This window comes from Nocardia beijingensis NBRC 16342, from assembly GCF_001612785.1.
GTDB classification, from domain to species: domain Bacteria; phylum Actinomycetota; class Actinomycetes; order Mycobacteriales; family Mycobacteriaceae; genus Nocardia; species Nocardia beijingensis.
The window spans coordinates 38,978-55,838 of record NZ_BDBC01000067.1 but is presented as its reverse complement, the minus strand read 5'-3'; the positions used below and the strand labels follow the sequence as shown (position 1 = coordinate 55,838).

The 16,861-nt window shown below is 66.7% G+C and carries 20 protein-coding genes and 1 pseudogene; 9 read left to right on the top strand and 12 right to left on the bottom strand.

Features of this window, described 5'->3' with window-relative positions; genetic code table 11:
- Positions 1-1,220 precede the first annotated feature (1,220 nt).
- The 6 genes from NB3_RS30685 to NB3_RS30660 are packed head-to-tail and all read right to left on the bottom strand — an operon-like array spanning position 1,221 to position 6,220.
- Entirely contained in the window at positions 1,221-1,703 is a 483-nt protein-coding gene (locus NB3_RS30685) for a hydrogenase maturation protease (RefSeq protein WP_067810210.1), read from the bottom strand.
- Entirely contained in the window at positions 1,700-2,989 is a 1,290-nt protein-coding gene (locus NB3_RS30680; RefSeq protein WP_067810208.1) for a Ni/Fe hydrogenase subunit alpha, read from the bottom strand. The genes NB3_RS30685 and NB3_RS30680 overlap by 4 nt, the downstream gene beginning before the upstream one ends.
- The gene (locus tag NB3_RS30675; protein WP_067810206.1) at positions 2,976-3,749 is read right to left on the bottom strand and encodes an NADH-quinone oxidoreductase subunit B family protein; all 774 of its coding nucleotides are present in this window, start codon (positions 3,747-3,749) and stop codon (positions 2,976-2,978) included. The genes NB3_RS30680 and NB3_RS30675 overlap by 14 nt, the downstream gene beginning before the upstream one ends.
- Positions 3,746-4,600, bottom strand: a complete 855-nt coding sequence (locus tag NB3_RS30670; RefSeq protein WP_067810225.1) for an FAD/NAD(P)-binding protein — start codon at positions 4,598-4,600, stop codon at positions 3,746-3,748. The genes NB3_RS30675 and NB3_RS30670 overlap by 4 nt, the downstream gene beginning before the upstream one ends.
- On the bottom strand, positions 4,597-5,106 hold the full coding sequence (locus tag NB3_RS30665; protein ID WP_067810204.1) for a Crp/Fnr family transcriptional regulator: 510 nt from the start codon (positions 5,104-5,106) through the stop codon (positions 4,597-4,599). Before NB3_RS30665 ends, NB3_RS30670 begins: the two co-directional genes overlap by 4 nt.
- Complete coding sequence (locus NB3_RS30660) at positions 5,093-6,220, bottom strand: 4Fe-4S dicluster domain-containing protein (protein ID WP_067810203.1); 1,128 nt, start codon at positions 6,218-6,220, stop codon at positions 5,093-5,095. The genes NB3_RS30665 and NB3_RS30660 overlap by 14 nt, the downstream gene beginning before the upstream one ends.
- 234 nt (positions 6,221-6,454) lie before the next feature.
- Here NB3_RS30660 and NB3_RS30655 point away from each other — a divergent pair, with 234 nt between their 5' ends.
- Positions 6,455-7,375 (top strand): universal stress protein, encoded by a 921-nt coding sequence (locus NB3_RS30655; RefSeq protein ID WP_067810202.1) that lies wholly within the window; start codon positions 6,455-6,457, stop codon positions 7,373-7,375.
- A 144-nt stretch (positions 7,376-7,519) separates the two neighbouring features.
- On the opposite strand, the gene NB3_RS30650 is transcribed toward NB3_RS30655, so the two are convergent.
- Positions 7,520-7,879: an Rv2640c family ArsR-like transcriptional regulator gene (locus NB3_RS30650; protein WP_067810201.1), complete on the bottom strand. Its 360-nt coding sequence runs from the start codon at positions 7,877-7,879 to the stop codon at positions 7,520-7,522.
- A gap of 100 nt (positions 7,880-7,979) precedes the next feature.
- Here NB3_RS30650 and NB3_RS30645 point away from each other — a divergent pair, with 100 nt between their 5' ends.
- From NB3_RS30645 to NB3_RS30615, 8 genes are all read left to right on the top strand, one after another.
- Positions 7,980-8,492 carry an ArsI/CadI family heavy metal resistance metalloenzyme gene (locus NB3_RS30645; protein ID WP_067810200.1) on the top strand — a complete coding sequence of 171 codons (513 nt, stop codon included), beginning with the start codon at positions 7,980-7,982 and terminating at the stop codon, positions 8,490-8,492.
- An 81-nt stretch (positions 8,493-8,573) separates the two neighbouring features.
- Positions 8,574-8,951 (top strand): ArsR/SmtB family transcription factor, encoded by a 378-nt coding sequence (locus NB3_RS30640; RefSeq protein WP_067810199.1) that lies wholly within the window; start codon positions 8,574-8,576, stop codon positions 8,949-8,951.
- Positions 8,948-9,676 (top strand): aquaporin, encoded by a 729-nt coding sequence (locus NB3_RS30635; protein WP_067810197.1) that lies wholly within the window; start codon positions 8,948-8,950, stop codon positions 9,674-9,676. Before NB3_RS30640 ends, NB3_RS30635 begins: the two co-directional genes overlap by 4 nt.
- A gap of 11 nt (positions 9,677-9,687) precedes the next feature.
- On the top strand, positions 9,688-10,095 hold the full coding sequence (locus NB3_RS30630; protein WP_067810195.1) for an arsenate reductase ArsC: 408 nt from the start codon (positions 9,688-9,690) through the stop codon (positions 10,093-10,095).
- 259 nt (positions 10,096-10,354) lie between these two features.
- Positions 10,355-10,621 carry a hypothetical protein gene (locus NB3_RS35380; RefSeq protein WP_157112103.1) on the top strand — a complete coding sequence of 89 codons (267 nt, stop codon included), beginning with the start codon at positions 10,355-10,357 and terminating at the stop codon, positions 10,619-10,621.
- Positions 10,622-10,632: 11 nt separating this feature from the next.
- Positions 10,633-10,899: a hypothetical protein gene (locus tag NB3_RS30625; RefSeq protein ID WP_067810193.1), complete on the top strand. Its 267-nt coding sequence runs from the start codon at positions 10,633-10,635 to the stop codon at positions 10,897-10,899.
- Positions 10,900-10,990: 91 nt separating this feature from the next.
- Positions 10,991-11,329, top strand: a complete 339-nt coding sequence (locus NB3_RS30620) for a hypothetical protein (protein ID WP_067810191.1) — start codon at positions 10,991-10,993, stop codon at positions 11,327-11,329.
- A gap of 503 nt (positions 11,330-11,832) precedes the next feature.
- Complete coding sequence (locus tag NB3_RS30615; RefSeq protein WP_067810189.1) at positions 11,833-12,726, top strand: IS982 family transposase; 894 nt, start codon at positions 11,833-11,835, stop codon at positions 12,724-12,726.
- A 22-nt stretch (positions 12,727-12,748) separates the two neighbouring features.
- Here the strand turns inward: NB3_RS30615 and NB3_RS30610 are convergent, their stop codons facing one another.
- The 5 genes and pseudogenes from NB3_RS30610 to NB3_RS30595 form a co-directional block, all read right to left on the bottom strand.
- On the bottom strand, positions 12,749-13,135 hold the full coding sequence (locus tag NB3_RS30610) for an Imm32 family immunity protein (RefSeq protein ID WP_067810223.1): 387 nt from the start codon (positions 13,133-13,135) through the stop codon (positions 12,749-12,751).
- 182 nt (positions 13,136-13,317) lie between these two features.
- Positions 13,318-13,871 (bottom strand): annotated as a pseudogene (imuA', locus tag NB3_RS36930) (DnaE2-dependent mutagenesis accessory factor ImuA'); the annotation flags it as partial.
- Between the two features lie 27 nt (positions 13,872-13,898).
- Positions 13,899-14,810: an SDR family oxidoreductase gene (locus NB3_RS30605; RefSeq protein ID WP_244892153.1), complete on the bottom strand. Its 912-nt coding sequence runs from the start codon at positions 14,808-14,810 to the stop codon at positions 13,899-13,901.
- A complete protein-coding gene (locus NB3_RS30600; RefSeq protein WP_067810187.1) occupies positions 14,785-15,822 on the bottom strand; it encodes a hypothetical protein in 1,038 nt (345 codons plus the stop codon). The genes NB3_RS30605 and NB3_RS30600 overlap by 26 nt, the downstream gene beginning before the upstream one ends.
- A gap of 426 nt (positions 15,823-16,248) precedes the next feature.
- Positions 16,249-16,806, bottom strand: a complete 558-nt coding sequence (locus NB3_RS30595; protein ID WP_067810185.1) for a hypothetical protein — start codon at positions 16,804-16,806, stop codon at positions 16,249-16,251.
- Positions 16,807-16,861: the final 55 nt, after the last annotated feature.

Genomic DNA, 16,861 nt, shown 5'->3' with positions numbered 1-16,861 from the left:
GCAGTCCCTGAGCGATGGCTTCCGCGATCGCGGCGGTGTTCCCGAACATCGATTCGTAGACTATTCGCGCGCGCATGACGATGTTCTCCTCTGCGCTCTACCGGGTGAGGTCTCCGACGGTAGGGCGGCGGAGAGAGGAGGCAACAGAGTCGAACCGACCATTCCCGCGGGACTTTCGCCATGGCGGGCCGGGCGGTGATCTTCCGGGGCTCACCTCGAGTACTGGCCAGCGGCGTGCTCGCGCATGCCGCCGAGCGAGGTAGGGGCTTTGCGCGGCGGTAGAGGCGGGGCCTGATGTCCCGTCCGATGCATGACCTTCGTCTCTGTCGATGATCCACCCGAAGCGCGATCCTCGAAGCTGATGGCGCCGGTCGTCAGAAGCGGCGGTGGATGGCGATATCCGAAAGCGTGGTCATTGCGCTGGACGGATGGTGGATTCGGCTGACCCGCCTGTGGTCGCTGCAACCATGCAATGCGAACCAACTGATGCGCCCGTCCGACCACATCGGATCAGCGGTCCGCGCCATCGCCACGATCGCGGTACTGATCGCGGTCCCGGTGGCGGGTGCCCTCGCTACGGACGCGTATGCCGGCGCCTCCGCCGAAATCCGTTACGAGAGTGCGACGAGATCCCTGGTTCACGCCGTAATCACCGACCAGCCCGTCCGAACCGCGGCGCATCGATACGAAGGCCGGGTGCGATGGGAAGAGTCCGGCCATACGGGCGAGGCATCGTGCCGGTCCGGGAGAAGGCGCAACTCGGCGATCATGTCGAGCTGTGGCTCGCCGCCGACGGCGCGCCCACCGCGCAATCGCGCCACCCGGACACTGCGGTGGTGGCCGGGATCGAGATAGGTGTTTCCGTCCTGGTCGGGATCTGGGTGTGTGGATGGTGCCTGGTGAACGCGACGGTCTTGATACTGGCACGGCATCGTAGCGCGCGATGGGACCGACAGATGTGTCGTACGGCAAGAGGTGACAAGCATTGATGTACTTGTACTTGTACTTGTACTGGTGCGGAAACGGACCACAGTCTCGCTGGGGAGGCCGACGTGCAGTGGACGCGCAGGGACGCGAACGCATCCTCACCGAGGCTGCACGGGTTGCACGCCCAGCCGCGCGGCGAGGAGCCCGCGGTCACCACCGAGGTGAGCTTCGAACCGGTCATTCCATTCGCTCGAAGTGATCGCATCCGGGGCCCGGAGACACACTGACCCGTTTCACCTCCGGACTCGATTGGCCGGCTCGGCTCTGAACAGCTCCGTGATGACGGCGTCCACCGCGTGTGGGACGGCGGCGGTGACCGGCTCCGACAAGCCGACACCCAGATCCAGGCGTGCCGCGTCCACCGCGATGACGACGATCCGGCCGGGCACGCGGCCGATCGCGCGGCCCAACGGTAGCGCGTCCTGGATCCCCAGCGTGTGAGAGGACGCCGCGGTGCCGGTGTGCCGGAGCAGATCGAGACCGCCGCGGCGGACCCGGCCGGGAACCGACGGCTCGCAGCGCACAGCGTCGATCACCACGGCGAGGTCCATACCGGCCCAGAGGTCGGCGACGCTCATGGGTTCACCGTCCGACAGGGTCACCAGAACACCCGAGATGTCCAGCTTTTCGATCTGGAGGGCGACGGCGGAACCGACTCCGTCGTCCCTGCGGTAGGCGTTGCCGACGCCGATGACCACGGCCCAGTGCTCGGTCATCGGCGCACCACGTCGAGGTCCAGGAAGTGCGCCGAGCAGGAGATGCACGGATCGTAGTTGCGGATCGCGCGCTCGCATACCGCTGCGAGCGCGGCGTCGTCGAGGTCGACATTGTCCGCGACCGCGCGCCGCAGGTCGTCCTCCATGACGGCTTGGTTCTGGGACGTCGGTGGGATGATCGTGGCCGCGCGCACGATGCCGTGGTCGTCGATCTCGTAGCGGTGGTAGAGCAGTCCACGGGGGGCTTCGCTCACCCCGTGGCCGGTTCCGGCGCGGGGCGCTACGGGCACCGCCGCACGGGAGGGGCGCTCGTAGGCGGCGATGAGACTCAGTGCCTCATCGATGGCGTAGACGACTTCGACCACGCGGACCAGGATGCTGCGGAACGGATTACGGCATTCGGTGCCGAGGCCGATCTCGGCCGCGACCTGGCGGGCGCTCGGAGACAGCTGGTGGTAGTTCAGCGTGTACCGGGCCAGTGGCCCGGTGAGATAGCGTTCGCCGTCGAGCAGGGCGTGCAAGGCCGTGGAGTGCGGTACCTGGTGCTCGCGCACGTGCACGGGAAATTCCGCCGCGGAGAGCCGAAGCCCGCTGCTGGTGTGCACCGTGCCGCTGTCGATGGCGTATCGGTCCGGTGCGGCGGCGGCGAGAAAAGCGTAATCGAGTTCCAACTCGGGAAAATCGAACGCAGCCGCTCGATGTCCGGTTCGCTCCGCGCAGTCCCGCGCGTCGCGGAGTAACTCGATCACCGGAGCGAAATCGGCGAGTTCGGGGACCGAGTAGAAGCCGCCGAGCCGGACGTTGACCGGATGGATGGCTCGGCCACCGAGCAGTTCCAGCAGCGCGTTGCCCGCTTTCTTCGTTGCCAGCCCTTGTTCGACGAGTTCGCGGTGGTCGGTGGCGAGCGCGATCGCGTCCGGGTAGCCGAGGAAATCGGGCATGTGCAGCAGGTGAATGTGCAGGGCGTGGCTGGAAATCCATTCACCGCAATACAGCAGCCTGCGCAGGTCGGCCAGTGGCCGGTCCAGCTCCACGCCACAGATCTGCTCGAGGGCGTTACAGGCACTGGTCTGGTAGGCGACCGGGCAGATCCCGCAGATGCGGGATGTGATGTCCGGGGGCTCGGTGTAGGCGCGTCCGCGCAGAAATGCTTCGAAGAATCGCGGTGGCTCATAGATGTTCAACTCGGCGCTTTCCACCTGTCCGTCCGCGATGACGACGCGCAGCGCGCCTTCGCCTTCGACTCGAGCAAGCGAGCCGACCTTCAGCTGCCTACTCCGAATCATCGCCGTTCCTGTTCGCGAACTCCGGCGCGGCTGCGGCGTAAGTGGCGAAAACGCGGTCGATGTCGCCGGGTTCCATGCCGTTGACGCGCAGTATGGGAAGCAGCGCGTGGATATTGGGTTTCGCCATCGGACCGAAACAACCGAAACACCCGCGGTGATAGGCCGGGCACAGGGCGCCGCATCCCGCCTGCGTGACCGGGCCGAGGCAGGGAATTCCCTCGGCGACCATCACACAGGTGGTGCCGCGGCGTTTGCACTCGGTGCACACGCTGGTGTTCGGGATGTCGGGTGCGCGGCCTGCCAGGAACGCGCACAGGGTGTCGAGAAGCTGGCGCCGGTCGATCGGGCAGCCACGGAGCTCGAAGTCCACCGGTACATGCGCGGAAATCGGGGTGGATATGCCCAAGGTGGCGATGTACTCCGGGCTGGCGTACACCACTGACGTGAACTCGCTGACGTCGGCGAAATTGCGTAGCGCCTGGATCCCGCCATGTGTGGCGCATGCCCCGATCGCCACCAAGATCCTGGATCGCTCACGGATTTCCACGATCCGGCGGCGCTCTTCTTCCGTCGTGATCGATCCCTCGACGAGTGAAACGTCGTATGGGCCCGGTGCCATGGCGCTCGACGCTTCCGCGAAGTGGGTGATGCGCACCCTGCCCGCGAGCGCGAGCAGTTCGTCCTCGCAGTCGAGCAAGGTGAGCTGGCAACCGTCACAAGAAGTGAACTTCCATACCGCGAGGGTCGGTGTCTCGGTCATAGTTCGCGCACCGCCAGGAGTGGTTCGGCGGTCGCGTAGGCGACCACGGGTCCGTCCCGGCACAGCAATAACGGGCCGAGTTGGCAGTGACCACAGCGCGCGACACCGCACTGCATGTTGCGCTCCAAGGACAGCTGGATGTCGGCGGCGGCGACTCCCCTGCGCAGCAGAGTCTGTGCGCAGAAACGCATCATCATTTCCGGACCGCAGAGGAGGGCTGTGGTCTTGTCCGGGTCCACGGTCAGGTGGGCCAGTGGCTCGGTGACGAAGCCGACGCGACCGCGCCAGTCCGGCGCGGGGCGATCGACGGTCTGCTCGAGTTCGATCGGACCGGCCGCCGACCACACTTGTTGATCGTCGCGGAACAGCATGTCCGCCGGGGTGCGGGCTCCGCTGATCAGCACGATCCGCCGATAGTCCGACCGGGCGGCGAGCGCGGCGAGGATCGCTGATCGCAGCGGCGCCAGTCCGACGCCGCCGCCCACGATGACCAGATCTCCCCCGATCGCGGACGCCAGGTCCCATCCGGTGCCGAACGGACCGCGGACGCCGATCCGGCCGCCGATCTCGGTGTCGTGCAACGCCGCGCTCACCGCGCCCACCGCACGGATGGTGTGTTCGAGGATGCCGTCGTCGGCGGCGGGATTTCCGCTGATCGAGATTGCGATCTCACCCACGCCGAAGCTGTAGAGCATCATGAACTGCCCCGCCCCGAAACGTCGCGCGGCATCCCGCACCGGCTCCAGGCGCAGTGTCACAGTGTCCGGGGTCTGTATGACGCGGTCTATCACGCGGTAAGGCAGCATCGTGTCGCCGTACGGCACCGTGCGGGTCTGCGTGTCCACGCTCATCGGGCACCTCGTCCGGCCGTGCCGCGCGGTGCAGCGGCGGCGCACGTTTCGGTGGGGTTGCGGTAGAGGTCGAGCAGCCGCGCCCGGGTGGCCTGCAGCCGTTCCAGCAGCGCCTCGAAAAGCATCATGGCCAGCGCGCGGCCGAATCGCGGGTCCTGGTCGGCCAGTTCGGCCAATACGCGCGCGTCGAATTCGACGGCCTCGACCGGTTCGGCGGTCACCGCACCGAAATGCCACCGATAGGGTGGTACGAGCCAGGACCAGCCCAGCAGATCGCCGCCTCCGAGCGTCTGGAGGACAACGGCGCCGCGCCCCGGCACGTGGGCGTCCAGCAGTATTCGGCCGTGGCCGATCAGCCAGCATCGGTCGGCCTGCCCGCCTTCGGTGATCACCCGATGGTCGGCGGGGAAAGTCACATCACGCCCGGCGCGGGCCAGCGTGCGCAGCTCTTCCTCGCTCAGTGCCGCCAACTGCCCGAACCCGGACAATTCCTCACCGGTCGGCATGGTCGGTTTCCTCGGCCGATTCGGCCAGCCGGGCCACCTCGGCGGTCAAATCGATCTCGGCGGGGCACCAGGCGATGCACCGTCCGCAGCCGACGCACCCCGAACTGCCGAACTGCTCGTACCAGGTGCTGAGTTTGTGGGTGATCCACTGCCGGTAGCGGCTCTCGCCGGATTGCCGCACACTGCCGCCGTGCAGGTAGGAGAAGTCCAGCTCGAAGCACGACGACCAGTGCTCCCAGCGTTCGGCATGGTCGCCGGTGAGATCGGTGACGTCCTCGGTGCTCGTACAGAAACAGGTGGGGCACACCATTGTGCAGTTGCCGCAGGTGAAGCAGCGGCCGGCGACGTCATGCCAGTGCGGAGACTCTCGGGACTCGTGCAGCAGTGCGCGGATGTCCACCTCGGGCATCTCGCGGCCCATCCGGCCTGCTGCTGCGGTCACGGCGGCCCGGGCGGCGGCGACCTGCTCCGCCTCGGCCGGGCCGGTGGTGATCTCGGCGAGGATTTCCGCGCCGTCCGCGCTGCCGACGTCGACGAGGAATCGGTGCCCCTCGGCGTCGATGCGCTCGGTCAGGGCGAGGTCGTATCCGGCCGAGACGCCGGGGCCGGTACCCATCGACGCGCAGAAGCACACGCCTCCGGGCTCGGTGCAGTTGACCGCGACGATGAAGAGTTCTTTCCGGCGGGCGGTGAACGATGCGTCGGGGTGCGCGCCGCCGCCGAGTACTTTTCCGAGGATCGCGATCGAGGTGAGGTCACAGCCTCGGACCCCGAGGAACGCGGAACGGACAGGCGATTCTTCGACGGATTCCGGCTCGAGATCCGGACCGAATTGCGCTATCTTGCGGCGCGGCGGATGCAAGAACTGCTTCCATGATCCCGGTCCGGCGGAGTGCGCGAACACCGCCGCGTCATCGCGGCGATGCAGCCGATACCGGCCGGGCGCGGTCTCTACCCCCCACCCGGCGGGCAGCCGCTGACCGGAGTCCAGCTCGTCGAGGACGATAGCGTTATCGCGCACCTGCGGGCCGATGACGCGGTATCCCCGCTGCTGCAGCACGTCCACTAGACGATCCAGACCAGCGCGATCGATCATCACGATGTCCTCAGACATAGCCGAACGCCTCTACTCGGTCGTTTGTAGCCGTTCGTTTTCGAGTCTGGTGGTAGTCGCTGGTGCGCCGGGAGGGACAAAGGTCCCGAATCGCGATGGCCGACGGCATCGATACGGTCTTTCGTCCTCACAGCCGAGGACGATCAGCCGCATTCGAGTCGATGTGGCCGCTCATACCGTTGACATCGGCGCCCCGGCTGGGTGCGACACCATTACAGGCTCGGGAGGTCCGGCATGACAGAACAGCGATTCGACGATCCGCATCACCTCGCCGCGGCGAAGGTCGTCGTCGGCGTGGACGGCTCGGACGGTTCGTGGACCGCCGTGCGGTGGGCAGCCCGGTTCGCGGCCGAACATGGACGCGAACTCGAGATCCTGCATGGCATGGAGCTGGTGGGAACCGGCTGGGTGCTGAGCGACTACGAGGTTGTGATCCCCTCGGTGGTCGATGCCATCCGCGAACAAGGGCGAGACGTGGTCACCCGGGCCGAACGCGTGGCGCGATCGGTCGCGCCCGACTTGCGGGTCTCGGCTCGTGCGACCCCCGATACCGGCAAGCATCTGTTGATCGAGCACAGCGCCGAGGCGTACGCGGTCGTGATCGGCGCGACCGGAGACGCCGGTACGCTCACCCACCTCGGCTCCACGCTGCTGGCCGTGACTGCCCACGCGAAGGGCACCGTGATCGTCGTGCGCACCGACCCTGATTCCGACGGATCGGTTCGCACGTCGGGCCCGGTAGTGGTCGGCGTGGACGGCAGCCCGGTCAGCGATACGGCGATCGCGGTGGCCTTCACCGAAGCCGCCGAACGCGGTGTCGGACTCGTCGCCGTCCATGTCTGGACCGACTTCGATTCCGGTCGATTCGCCGGCCACGTCAACCTGGCCGAGACCGAACTCGACAAGGTCGAACGAGCGATCCTCGCCGAACGCATCGCTGGCTGGCAGGAGAAATTCCCGGACGTTCACATCACCCGCAAGGTCGAGATCTCCGCGCCGGCTCCCCACCTGCTGGACTGGTCGAAGGTCGCGCAGTTGGTGGTCGTCGGCAGTCGCGGGCGCGGCGGATTCGCGGGCATGCTGCTCGGCTCGACCGCCAACACGTTGGTGCAACATGCTTGCTGCCCGGTCATGGTCGTACATCCTGCACGGTGATCGACAGCGGGGCGGCGGCGATGTCACTGATACAGATGGCCGCCTCGACCGCCGGTTGGCTGTCAAGACGTCGACATCGGCGACAGCGTGTCCGTCGCCGACGGGGACACCCGCGTCGCCTCCCGGCAGCACCGGTGCTGTGGATCAGCGGCAGCAGTTGGGGTCCAGGATGAGGCAGAGTGCGGCCAAGGCTTCGCGGCGGGCGCGGTGGTAGGTGTTCATGCCGCGGCGTTCGGATGCGACCAGGCCGGCGGTGCGCAGTTGGGTGAGGTGATGGCTGACGGTGGATTCGGCGATGCCGACCGCTGCGGCCAGCGCGCCGCTGTTCTCCTCGTCGGCCGGGCTGGTCAGTAGGAGTGAGAGCAGGCGCACGCGCACCGGGTCGGCGATGGCTTTGAGGCGCAGGGCGACCTCGAGGGCGGCCGCGTCGTCCAGCGGTGCCGCGGCAACGGGCGTGCAGCACACGGGGGCGGACATGTCGATCACGGGTAGCGCCTTGGGCATGTTCCCACCGTACCCAGATTATTGACATATGTCGAAAAGGTGGAGCAGAATCGGCCCTGGCAGTTCTTCGATATATACCGAACAACTTTGGAGGTTCGTCATGCCCCGCGTCCAGCTCGCCCTCAACGTCGATGACATCGATGCCGCTGTCGCGTTCTACTCGACCCTGTTCGCCACCGAACCGGCCAAACGCAAGCCGGGGTATGCGAATTTCGCCATCGCCGAGCCGCCCTTGAAGCTGGTGCTCATCGAAAACCACGGCGCCGGTGGCAGCGTGAACCACCTGGGTGTGGAGGTCGAGACCTCCGAGCAGGTGCACGGCGAGATCGCGCGCCTGTCGCAGGCCGGGCTGTTCACCGAGGAGCAGATCGCGACCACCTGTTGTTTCGCCACCCAGGACAAGGTGTGGGTGAGCGGCCCGGACGCCGAGCGGTGGGAGGTCTACACCGTGCTCGCCGACAGCGAGACCTTCGGCACCGCACCGGCAACGGCGGCCGACGACGCCGAAGCGGTGCAGGCCTGCTGCACCAGCACCGCGACCGCCGGCCAACCGTGCTGCACCCCGCAGGCCAAGCAGGACGCCATCGCCGCCGGAGCCGGCTGCTGCAGCTGACCCCGCCCCGCCGGGCACTGTTCACGGCTGTCGATTTGTCTCCGATTTGTCTGCGATATCGACATCGATCAATATCGATGTGTGTCGAAACAGCCGCTGCCGTGGATCGGGGCGACCCCGCCCTCGTGTGAGGTCGCCCCGATCGCTCGTGAACCGCTCCCACCCGCCGCCGCGATCGAACTGGCCGCGGTGTTCAAGGCGCTGTCGGACCCGGTGCGCCTGCGGCTGCTGAGCCTGGTCGCCAGCCGTGGCGGCGGCGAGGCCTGCGTGTGTGAACTGTCGGCCGGATTCGAGTTGAGCCAGCCCACCATCTCCCACCACCTGAAAGTCCTGCGCGAGGCCGGGCTGCTGTCCAGCGAGCGCCGTGGCTCCTGGGTGTACTACCGGATCCAACCGCAGACGTTGGCACCGCTGGCACGGCTGCTCGACATCCCGGCCACCCAGGCATCGGCACGATGAGCGGCCACGCGCGCCGCCTGCTCGCCGAATTCGTCGGCACCGCCGCCCTGGTCGCGGTCGTCGTCGGCTCCGGTATCGCCGCGCAGCAACTCACCGCTGACCTCGCGCTGCAGCTGCTGGCCAACTCGACCGCAACCGTCTTCGGGCTCGGCGTGCTGATCCTGGTCTTCGGTCCCGTCTCCGGCGCCCACTTCAACCCGGTCGTCTCCGCTGCGGACTGGCTGGCCGGCCGCCGTCACGGCGTCGGCCTGACCGGGCGCGACGTAGCCGCCTACGCCCTTGCCCAGATCACCGGCGCGATCACCGGATCGGTCCTGGCCAACACCATGTTCGACCTCGCCACCGTCCAGATCTCGAGCCACGCGCGCATCACCACCGGCCACCTCGTCGGTGAAGTGGTCGCCACCGCCGGGCTGATCGCGGTGATCTTCGCCCTGGCCCGCAGCGGCCGCGCCACCCTGTCGGCTTCGGCGGTCGCCGCCTACATCGGCGCCGCCTACTGGTTCACCAGCTCCACCAGCTTCGCCAATCCCGCCGTCACCATCGGCCGCGTCTTCTCCGACACCTTCGCCGGTATCGCCCCGGCTTCGGTCCCCGGCTTCATCGCCGCCCAAATCACCGGCACCGCACTCGGGCTGGCGCTGATCGTCGTGCTTTACCCGCGCTCGGTGGCCTCGGCCGCCGACGACGCGGTCGTGCCCCACCCGGACCACACCACCCGCTGAAAGAGAACTCCGTGTCGACCAAGCCCAGCGTGCTGTTCGTCTGCGTCCACAACGCCGGACGCTCCCAAATGGCCCAAGGCTTCCTCACCCACCTCGCCGGTGACGCCATCGAGGTCCGCTCCGCCGGAAGCGTCCCCGGCGACGCCCTCAACCCCGCCGCGGTGCAAGCGATGGCCGAAGTCGGCATCGACATCACAGACCAGAAACCGAAGATCCTTTTCCCCGAGGACGTGGAAACCTCCACCGTCGTCATCACCATGGGCTGCGGCGACGCCTGCCCCTACTTCCCCGGCGTGGACTACCGCGACTGGAAACTCGACGACCCCGCAGGCAAGGACATCGACACCGTCCGCACGATCCGCGACCAGATCCGATCCCGCATCGAAGCGCTCATCACCGAACTGCTGCCCGAGCAATAGCCCGGCCGTACAGGTGTCGTAAAGCGATCGGTTCTCGACATCCCGCGGGTTTCATCCATAAGGGGTGATCCCTGCTCCTGGGAGGTGCTCATAGCCTGTGATTGAGCGCCGCGTGGAGGTGGGAGCCACTGTGCGGGTCTGCCGTGTGCGCTGACCCGTTCGACCGGCTCAGCGCGACACGACTCGGGAGTCTCGGGTGTCGTGGCCGGGTTGGTGTCGTCGATGGCTAGGCCCAGTGCGCGATCTTGATGGAGGGGCAATGACCAGGACCGATCCACAGGAATTCTCGACCCTGCTCGACACCATCGCCCAGCGCCGCAGCGCCGGCGACGGCACAGTTTCGGCGGAGTCCTCCACTCACATCCCCCAGGTCAGAACGGCGGATGTTCCGCAGGAGGTCAGAGACGCCCTTCAACCCGCCGAGACCGGCATGCTGAGCAGCTCGACCACACCGGCGCCGCCGCGTACACGTACGCTCAGCGCGTCCTCGCCGGTGACATCTCACGCGAACAGTTCGGGGACCTGATCAGTCAACTGATGGACAGCGCCCAAACCCAGTTCACTCAGCTGCAGGGCTCGACCAAGGCAGCACTCCAAAGCCTCGGCCACCAGCACCCCGACTGGCAAATGATGATCCTCAATGTATTCCAGGCGGTCACCGACCTTCTAATCGACATGCTGAACAAGGAATTCGGCTTCCTCCAATCGCTGACGGACACGCCCCAGCAGGCAAGTCAGGTAAACGGATTCTTCAGCGACTTGATGCGTCGTCTCGAGGACCGGTGGAGTCAGATCGTGGGGTGATACCGGCAGCTCGGCGTGGGCTCGGGTGTGGCTGTGCGAGTTCGCGCCACCGTTTCCTTGTGTGACGAACACCCGATCGAAGGAGGAGACAATGACCAAAGCGGAACAAGGTCTCGAAGTGAAGCAGGATACGTTGTCCGAAGCATCGAAGTCGGCGGAACGTACCTCGGTCGGCTGGTACAAGCTGCACAACGATCTGGACCTCCCCGTCACCGCCGTAATAGCGGCCAGCCGTGGCGGGACCCGCCTGAGGGTGCTGGTGATTGCGCCCGGCACCACCAGTGAGCAGTTCGATGACGGTACTGATGCACTTTTCTATCAGGGGACCGGGCCGGGGGAGGTGTACGACTGCGTCAGCGGTTGCGTCTGGTACCACTCCCGCGGGGATCTGCGCGGCAACCAGGTCAACAACCTGAGCTGGTTCCAGTAGCCGTGACCCCAGGGGTCCCGGACTGGCCGGGCCCCCTGGTGAGGCCGGTCGCCAGCGGGCACCTGCGGGCGTATCTACGGCGCGTGGGGTCCGCGTCCGCGGGATCCGGCGGTAAGGCGCCACCGCAGATAGTTTCGCGAGTCGGTACCACCTGCCGGGTATTCCCAGACCCCTAGGTCCGTCACGACGCTGGGGTGTTGAGAATCGTTCGGTTCTCCGACACCCCAGCGCCAACGAGCGGTGTCGTCCGGAAGCCCAGGTCGACCGGACCGGGCATACGTCGATAAACGCGTTGAAAAGCAGTGGGCGTCCAAGAACTCGGAAGTCCTTGAGTACATGCTCTCTGGCGCCACTCTTGTGGTGCCGTCCTGGACTACCCACACAATGCCCGAATGCTGTGCCGAAGCAATCGAATCCTCAGGCCGCGTAGTTCAGAGAACGACTAGACGAGTAGTTCCGAAGTTTCGGTCTGTCAAAGGGGCGAGGGTGCCCAAGATCCGTGTGTGACAACAGACCTGGACACCCTCTTGACCGCACTATACGTGAAGATCGATGACGAAATCGGAGGAACTCGATGCCTCGGCCGACCCCCGATGCTCAGCGATTCCGAACTCATCTGCCTCGCGGTGGCCCAAGCCCTGCTCGGCTACCACTCTGAAGCCCGCTGGCTGCGCTACGCGAACAAGCACCTGTCCGGCATGTTCCCTTACCTGCCGCAGCGAGCGGGCTACAACAAGCGTCTGCGCGCGGCCCTGCCCCTGGTCAAACGGCTGATCCGGAAACTGGCGATGGACAGCGACTTCTGGTTCGACAACCACTGGATCACCGATTCCACGCCGGTGCCGTGCGGGATGTCCCGCCCTACCGTGCGGCGCTCGGGCCTGGCGGGATGGGCCGGCTACGGCTACTGCGCCTCCCACTCGCGGTTCTTCTGGGGCCTGCGCCTGTATCTGGTCTGCACCCCGACCGGGATGCCGATCATGTGGGCCCTGGCCAACCCGAAGATCGGTGAGCGCGAGGTTCTGGCCGCGATGCTGGAGGTCCACGCCAACCTGGTCGCTGAGCGTGAGGGCATCCTGCTGATCTCGGACAAGGGCTTCGCGTCCAAAACCTTCGAGAAGGCCCTCGCCGAACTTGGCATCGAACTGCTGCGGCCCCCACTCAAGCGGGAGAAGCAGCGGCACGGCGAGCCGATGCTCAAGAAGGTCCGCCAGCTCATCGAGTCCGTCAACGACACCCTGAAAGGGCAGCTCGACCTGGAACAACACAGCGGGCGGACCTTCGAGGGTGTCGCTGTCCGGGTTGCCCAGCGTGTTCTGGCGATTGCGGCCGGGATCTGGCACAACAACAGGATCGGTGCACCGGTCACCCGCTCGCTGGTCGCTTACGATCACTGATCGCCGCGGGCCCTGCCGCCAGTCATCGGGTCGGCATCCCTCCGTGAGGGCTGTTGACCACGATCGGCACAGACCCTTCGACGAGGTAGGGGTGTCCAGGGAAGTAGTCGATGTGGAGGTGACCACCGTCCTCGGCGGTGGCCATGCTCTGGAGGTTGGCCGCGAGGATCGCTCTGGCACCGGGCGCGCCGCTGATCACCAGAACCTGCCGTGAGGCGTCCAGTTCGATCCGAATCCCGGGGCCGGAAGCCTTCCTGACGCCGACCCCTGCCAAGGTGCCACCGCCCAGTGGTGACGTGGAGCCGATGAACCCGTAGCCCTCGGCCACTGCCCTTGCCAGGCTGGCCAGTTCCTCCACTGAAGCGGTGAGATCCACTTCGCCGAACACGGGATCGAAAACCAGTCGCACGGGCGGCACTCCTTCAGGGGCGGACCTTCATGATGCCGTTGCAGGCCATCAGCCCTGCGCTCACCCCCCGCAAGCCGACCAGAGGTGACCAGGCACATCGGAACTACTCGTCTAGGACCACGGCGTGGAGGCGTGAGCAGCCTGGTGGTGGCGTAACGAGGTGATCCGGATCGACTCATGGGTCACCCGAACCGGCTGATCGCAGTAACAGAGATGTGTGAGTCCGCTGGTGGACGTGTCCAGCATGAGCGTTGTGTTCCGGCGGGGCCCAGCCGCAGGGCGGTGCTGCGTGGGCGACGGGCCGCGCGTCCGGAGACATGGACCGTGTAGGTGATGGATCGCAGCCGGCCGCGTCCGCCGCCGATACCGTCGTACGCGACCAGTTCGGTGTGGATTTCCAGGTCGGGGCGGGCCCAACCTGTCTGGGTTGTCACCAGGATGGCCTTGTGACTTTGGATCCGCACGAGCACAGCTCGCGTGCGGCTGGCTGCCGGGGTGATGGGACGGTCGAGCACGACGACGGGCAGGCCGTCGAGCAGGACGGCGGCGACGTCGAGGGGTCGTCACCGGGGTCGAAGATGTGGGCCAGGCGGGCGACATTTCCGCCCATTTCCGCGACCGCGAGCAATCCGAGCCGTGGGGATCCGAGGACGGCGGTCCATTCTCCGGCGGCGGTGGCCGTGGCGAGCAACCCGAGTAGGGGGCCGAGGCGTCCGGTGTACGCAATCAGTGATCCGCGTGGTAGCCACCGGCGGGTAGCGCGTCACCCAGTGTGCTCCGGGGATCGGCAGTGTGTTCGCTGGTGCGGTGGATGGCATCGGATGTCGTTGGTCAGCGGACCGGTGCCCGGAGTTGCGCGGTAGCTGTCCAGATCGGCGATTCCATGGGCGACAAGTATTTCCTCGTCGAGCAGCAGCTCGCCGGTGCAGGTCGAGCGTGTGAGCATCAGCAGTGCCGCATCGGCCATGACCCACACGTTGCGCGAGGTTGCGGCGACCTGGTCGCCGCCGATCTTGTTACGCACGGCCGCGGTGTCGATCGTGGTGCGCGGCCACAACGAATTGACCGCGATGCCCTGATCAGCGAGTTCCTGTGCCAGCCCGATGGTCAGCAAAGAGGTGCCGTACTTGCTGACGGTGTATCCGGGGAACCTGCCGATCTGCTCGCGAGCCAGGTTGATCGGTGGCGAGATGTTCAGGACCTGCGGTGCTCGACCTGCCCGCGCCGAAGCCTGGAGAGCTGGCAGGCATAGCTTGGTCATCAAAAGTGTTGCGCGACAATTGATATCCTGCATGTGGTCGTACTGATTCATCGTTAGCGTGATCGCAGGTGCGGGCTCGATCACCGCCGCCACGTTCAGCAGCATGTCGATACCGCCGAACCGGTCGATGGTCCGCTGCACGGCATCCGCCATCGCCTTGTCGTCGCGCACGTCGGCGGCGATCGGCAGGATATCCCCGCCTGCGGCCTCCGCCTCTGCGGCCATGGTATGGATCGTGCCGCTGTACCTGGGATGCGGTGTAGTCGTGCGGCCGATCATCGTCACGTTGGCTTCCTCCGCGGCCAGCCGTATCGCGATCGCAGCACCGATGCCTCGGCTAGCTCCAGTGACGATCGCTGTCTTGCCGACCAGTAGGCTCGAAGACACTTCACCTAAGGACATCGGATCCCCCATCTGCGCATGATCGACTTCTTGCAACTAACGGCTGACCGTGCCCAGTGGCGGGTGCGCAGGTATCAGGCACATTCCAGGTCCTCCATCTCCTCCCGCAGGGGCTGGTAGTCGGGGTGATCGGCGACCCAGGCGGCGAAGCGGCCCATTCCCAGCCACCGGCGCGGACGTCGGCGATGCGCAGGCCGCGGGTGTAGTGGATGGAGGCGGTGGTGAACGCCAGCGCCGCCTGCACCCGCTGGATGTCGAGGGAGCTGGCGAACACCCGCAGTTCGAGGGTTTTGCGGGGGTAGGGGTTGATCGCCTGATACCGCTCCAAGCCCAGCGCGTGTTGAGGGCCTTTGGCGGTGTCCTTCGCCCGTGCCCGCGCGGTGCGGTCGAACGGCGCGTATCGGGAGCGGCGCCTAGCGAGGGTGGAGACGGCGGATTCGTTGCGGTACAACAGCTTCATCCACCGGTAGATATGCGCGGGGGAGTCGAACCCGGCGCGGCTGGCGTGCACGTGCAAACCGACAGAGGAGTCGGTGTCGCAGTCGAGGTCTTCCAGCGCCTCGAGCAGCGGCCAGGGAAACCGGTCGATCGCATACCGGTAGGACATGGGATGGGTCACCAACTCGAATCCCGTGGGCCGGATCGACGAATCCTGCTTCAAGTAGCCGAGCCGCCCGAGGTGTTCGGTGGCGAGGGTGACGCATTCGCCGTAGCGGTAGCCGGGGACGATGATCTCCAGCTCCAAACCCAGAAACAGCGGGCCTTCGCCGTGGAAGCGGGGGTCGGGTTTGTAGGTGTAGTGCCAGACATGGTCTCGGCCTGTCCGGCAGTCGCAGGCGTGACCGGGGCGGGTCAGGGTGTCGCAGCGCGGGCAGGCGGCGAGCCGGTGGACGCAGCGGCGGCAGGCGCGGTACCCGCCGGCGACGTAGCGACCGTTGGCGGTGTATCGGCTGCACTGGAAGCAGACGTCGAACAGCACGGTCGCGCAGCGCATACACACCGGCTCGTCGGTGTCGGTCCGCACCGCGGGGCTGGTGGGTTTGCGGCAGGACACACACGGCCGCCAGCCCGTAACGCACCGGGCGCAGACCTGATGTTCCTCGGCGGTTTCGGTCAACTCGAGCGAGGGCTCACGGCAGTGATCACACCGCGGTATCCGCCCTGCGCAGTGGGGACAGACGACCTGGTTGTCGACCGGGTACCGGTCACCGGGCTCACCGCTGCCGCAGCCCGCGCACAGCGCAACAGAGAGGGAATCGGGCATGACGGGCCACCTTCCGGAAACGGCAGAACGCCAGACCGGAAGGCGTTCTCCGGTCTGGCGTTGTACGGGCAACAGGGAGTTGGTGATGTGGTCCCCGCGAATCCGCACGTCGGCGGGCTCGCGCGGAGGAGTGGTCACCGCATTCGTCGGTGACGACAGGACCGCTACCAGTCGGGCAGACCGTGGCTATGCCGCGCCGCGAACTGCCACGGCGTCGTGGGCGGCTTGCTCGAGCGCGAGCAGTCGGTCGTCGGCGTGGCCGTGCCAGCGCGCGTCGAACCCCGCACGCTGTTTGGGCACCACGGAATTGGGTGCGGCGACGAAGAACTCCTCCAACCGCGGATAAGTCGTCGCGGGTTCGGTCAACCACACCCGGGTGTGGTCACCGTCCAGGTCGCACGGGACCTGCAGCGTTGCGGCGATTCGGTGCAGGATCTCGACGGTGTCGGTTCGGCGGCCGTGGGCGAGGGTGTCGACGGCCCGCCAGGCGCGCGCGGGTGCGGTGTAGCAGCGGCGGACCCGGTAGACCGCCCACCGGCAGCGATCCAGCTGCGCTTCGGCCAAGGCGAGGACGTCGTGGGCGCCGTCGCGGCGCAACCGATCAGTCAGCGATCTACCCGGTCCGAACAGTCCGGAGTTGCGGTTGAGCGCGACAGCGACGTACTCGTCCACCACATGCTTGAACGCCTCGGCGGGCGCGGCGTGGAACCGCGCCAGCTGCTCCGGCCATCCGGGTTGGGACACGAAGCAGCATTGGCGGCAGCAGGACGCTGGCTGGCGGGCAGCGGCGAGGCCAGAT

Coding starts and splice junctions, on each gene's coding strand:
- NB3_RS30645 (WP_067810200.1), top strand. CDS start 7,980: ATGCCCCGCGTCCAGCTCGCCCTCAACGTCGATGACATCGATGCCGCT.
- NB3_RS30675 (WP_067810206.1), bottom strand. CDS start 3,749: ATGACCGAGACACCGACCCTCGCGGTATGGAAGTTCACTTCTTGTGAC.
- NB3_RS30620 (WP_067810191.1), top strand. CDS start 10,991: ATGACCAAAGCGGAACAAGGTCTCGAAGTGAAGCAGGATACGTTGTCC.
- NB3_RS30680 (WP_067810208.1), bottom strand. CDS start 2,989: ATGATTCGGAGTAGGCAGCTGAAGGTCGGCTCGCTTGCTCGAGTCGAA.
- NB3_RS35380 (WP_157112103.1), top strand. CDS start 10,355: ATGACCAGGACCGATCCACAGGAATTCTCGACCCTGCTCGACACCATC.
- NB3_RS30670 (WP_067810225.1), bottom strand. CDS start 4,600: ATGAGCGTGGACACGCAGACCCGCACGGTGCCGTACGGCGACACGATG.
- NB3_RS30660 (WP_067810203.1), bottom strand. CDS start 6,220: ATGTCTGAGGACATCGTGATGATCGATCGCGCTGGTCTGGATCGTCTA.
- NB3_RS30685 (WP_067810210.1), bottom strand. CDS start 1,703: ATGACCGAGCACTGGGCCGTGGTCATCGGCGTCGGCAACGCCTACCGC.
- NB3_RS30655 (WP_067810202.1), top strand. CDS start 6,455: ATGACAGAACAGCGATTCGACGATCCGCATCACCTCGCCGCGGCGAAG.
- NB3_RS30605 (WP_244892153.1), bottom strand. CDS start 14,810: ATGGGGGATCCGATGTCCTTAGGTGAAGTGTCTTCGAGCCTACTGGTC.
- NB3_RS30665 (WP_067810204.1), bottom strand. CDS start 5,106: ATGCCGACCGGTGAGGAATTGTCCGGGTTCGGGCAGTTGGCGGCACTG.
- NB3_RS30625 (WP_067810193.1), top strand. CDS start 10,633: ATGGACAGCGCCCAAACCCAGTTCACTCAGCTGCAGGGCTCGACCAAG.
- NB3_RS30635 (WP_067810197.1), top strand. CDS start 8,948: ATGAGCGGCCACGCGCGCCGCCTGCTCGCCGAATTCGTCGGCACCGCC.
- NB3_RS30650 (WP_067810201.1), bottom strand. CDS start 7,879: ATGCCCAAGGCGCTACCCGTGATCGACATGTCCGCCCCCGTGTGCTGC.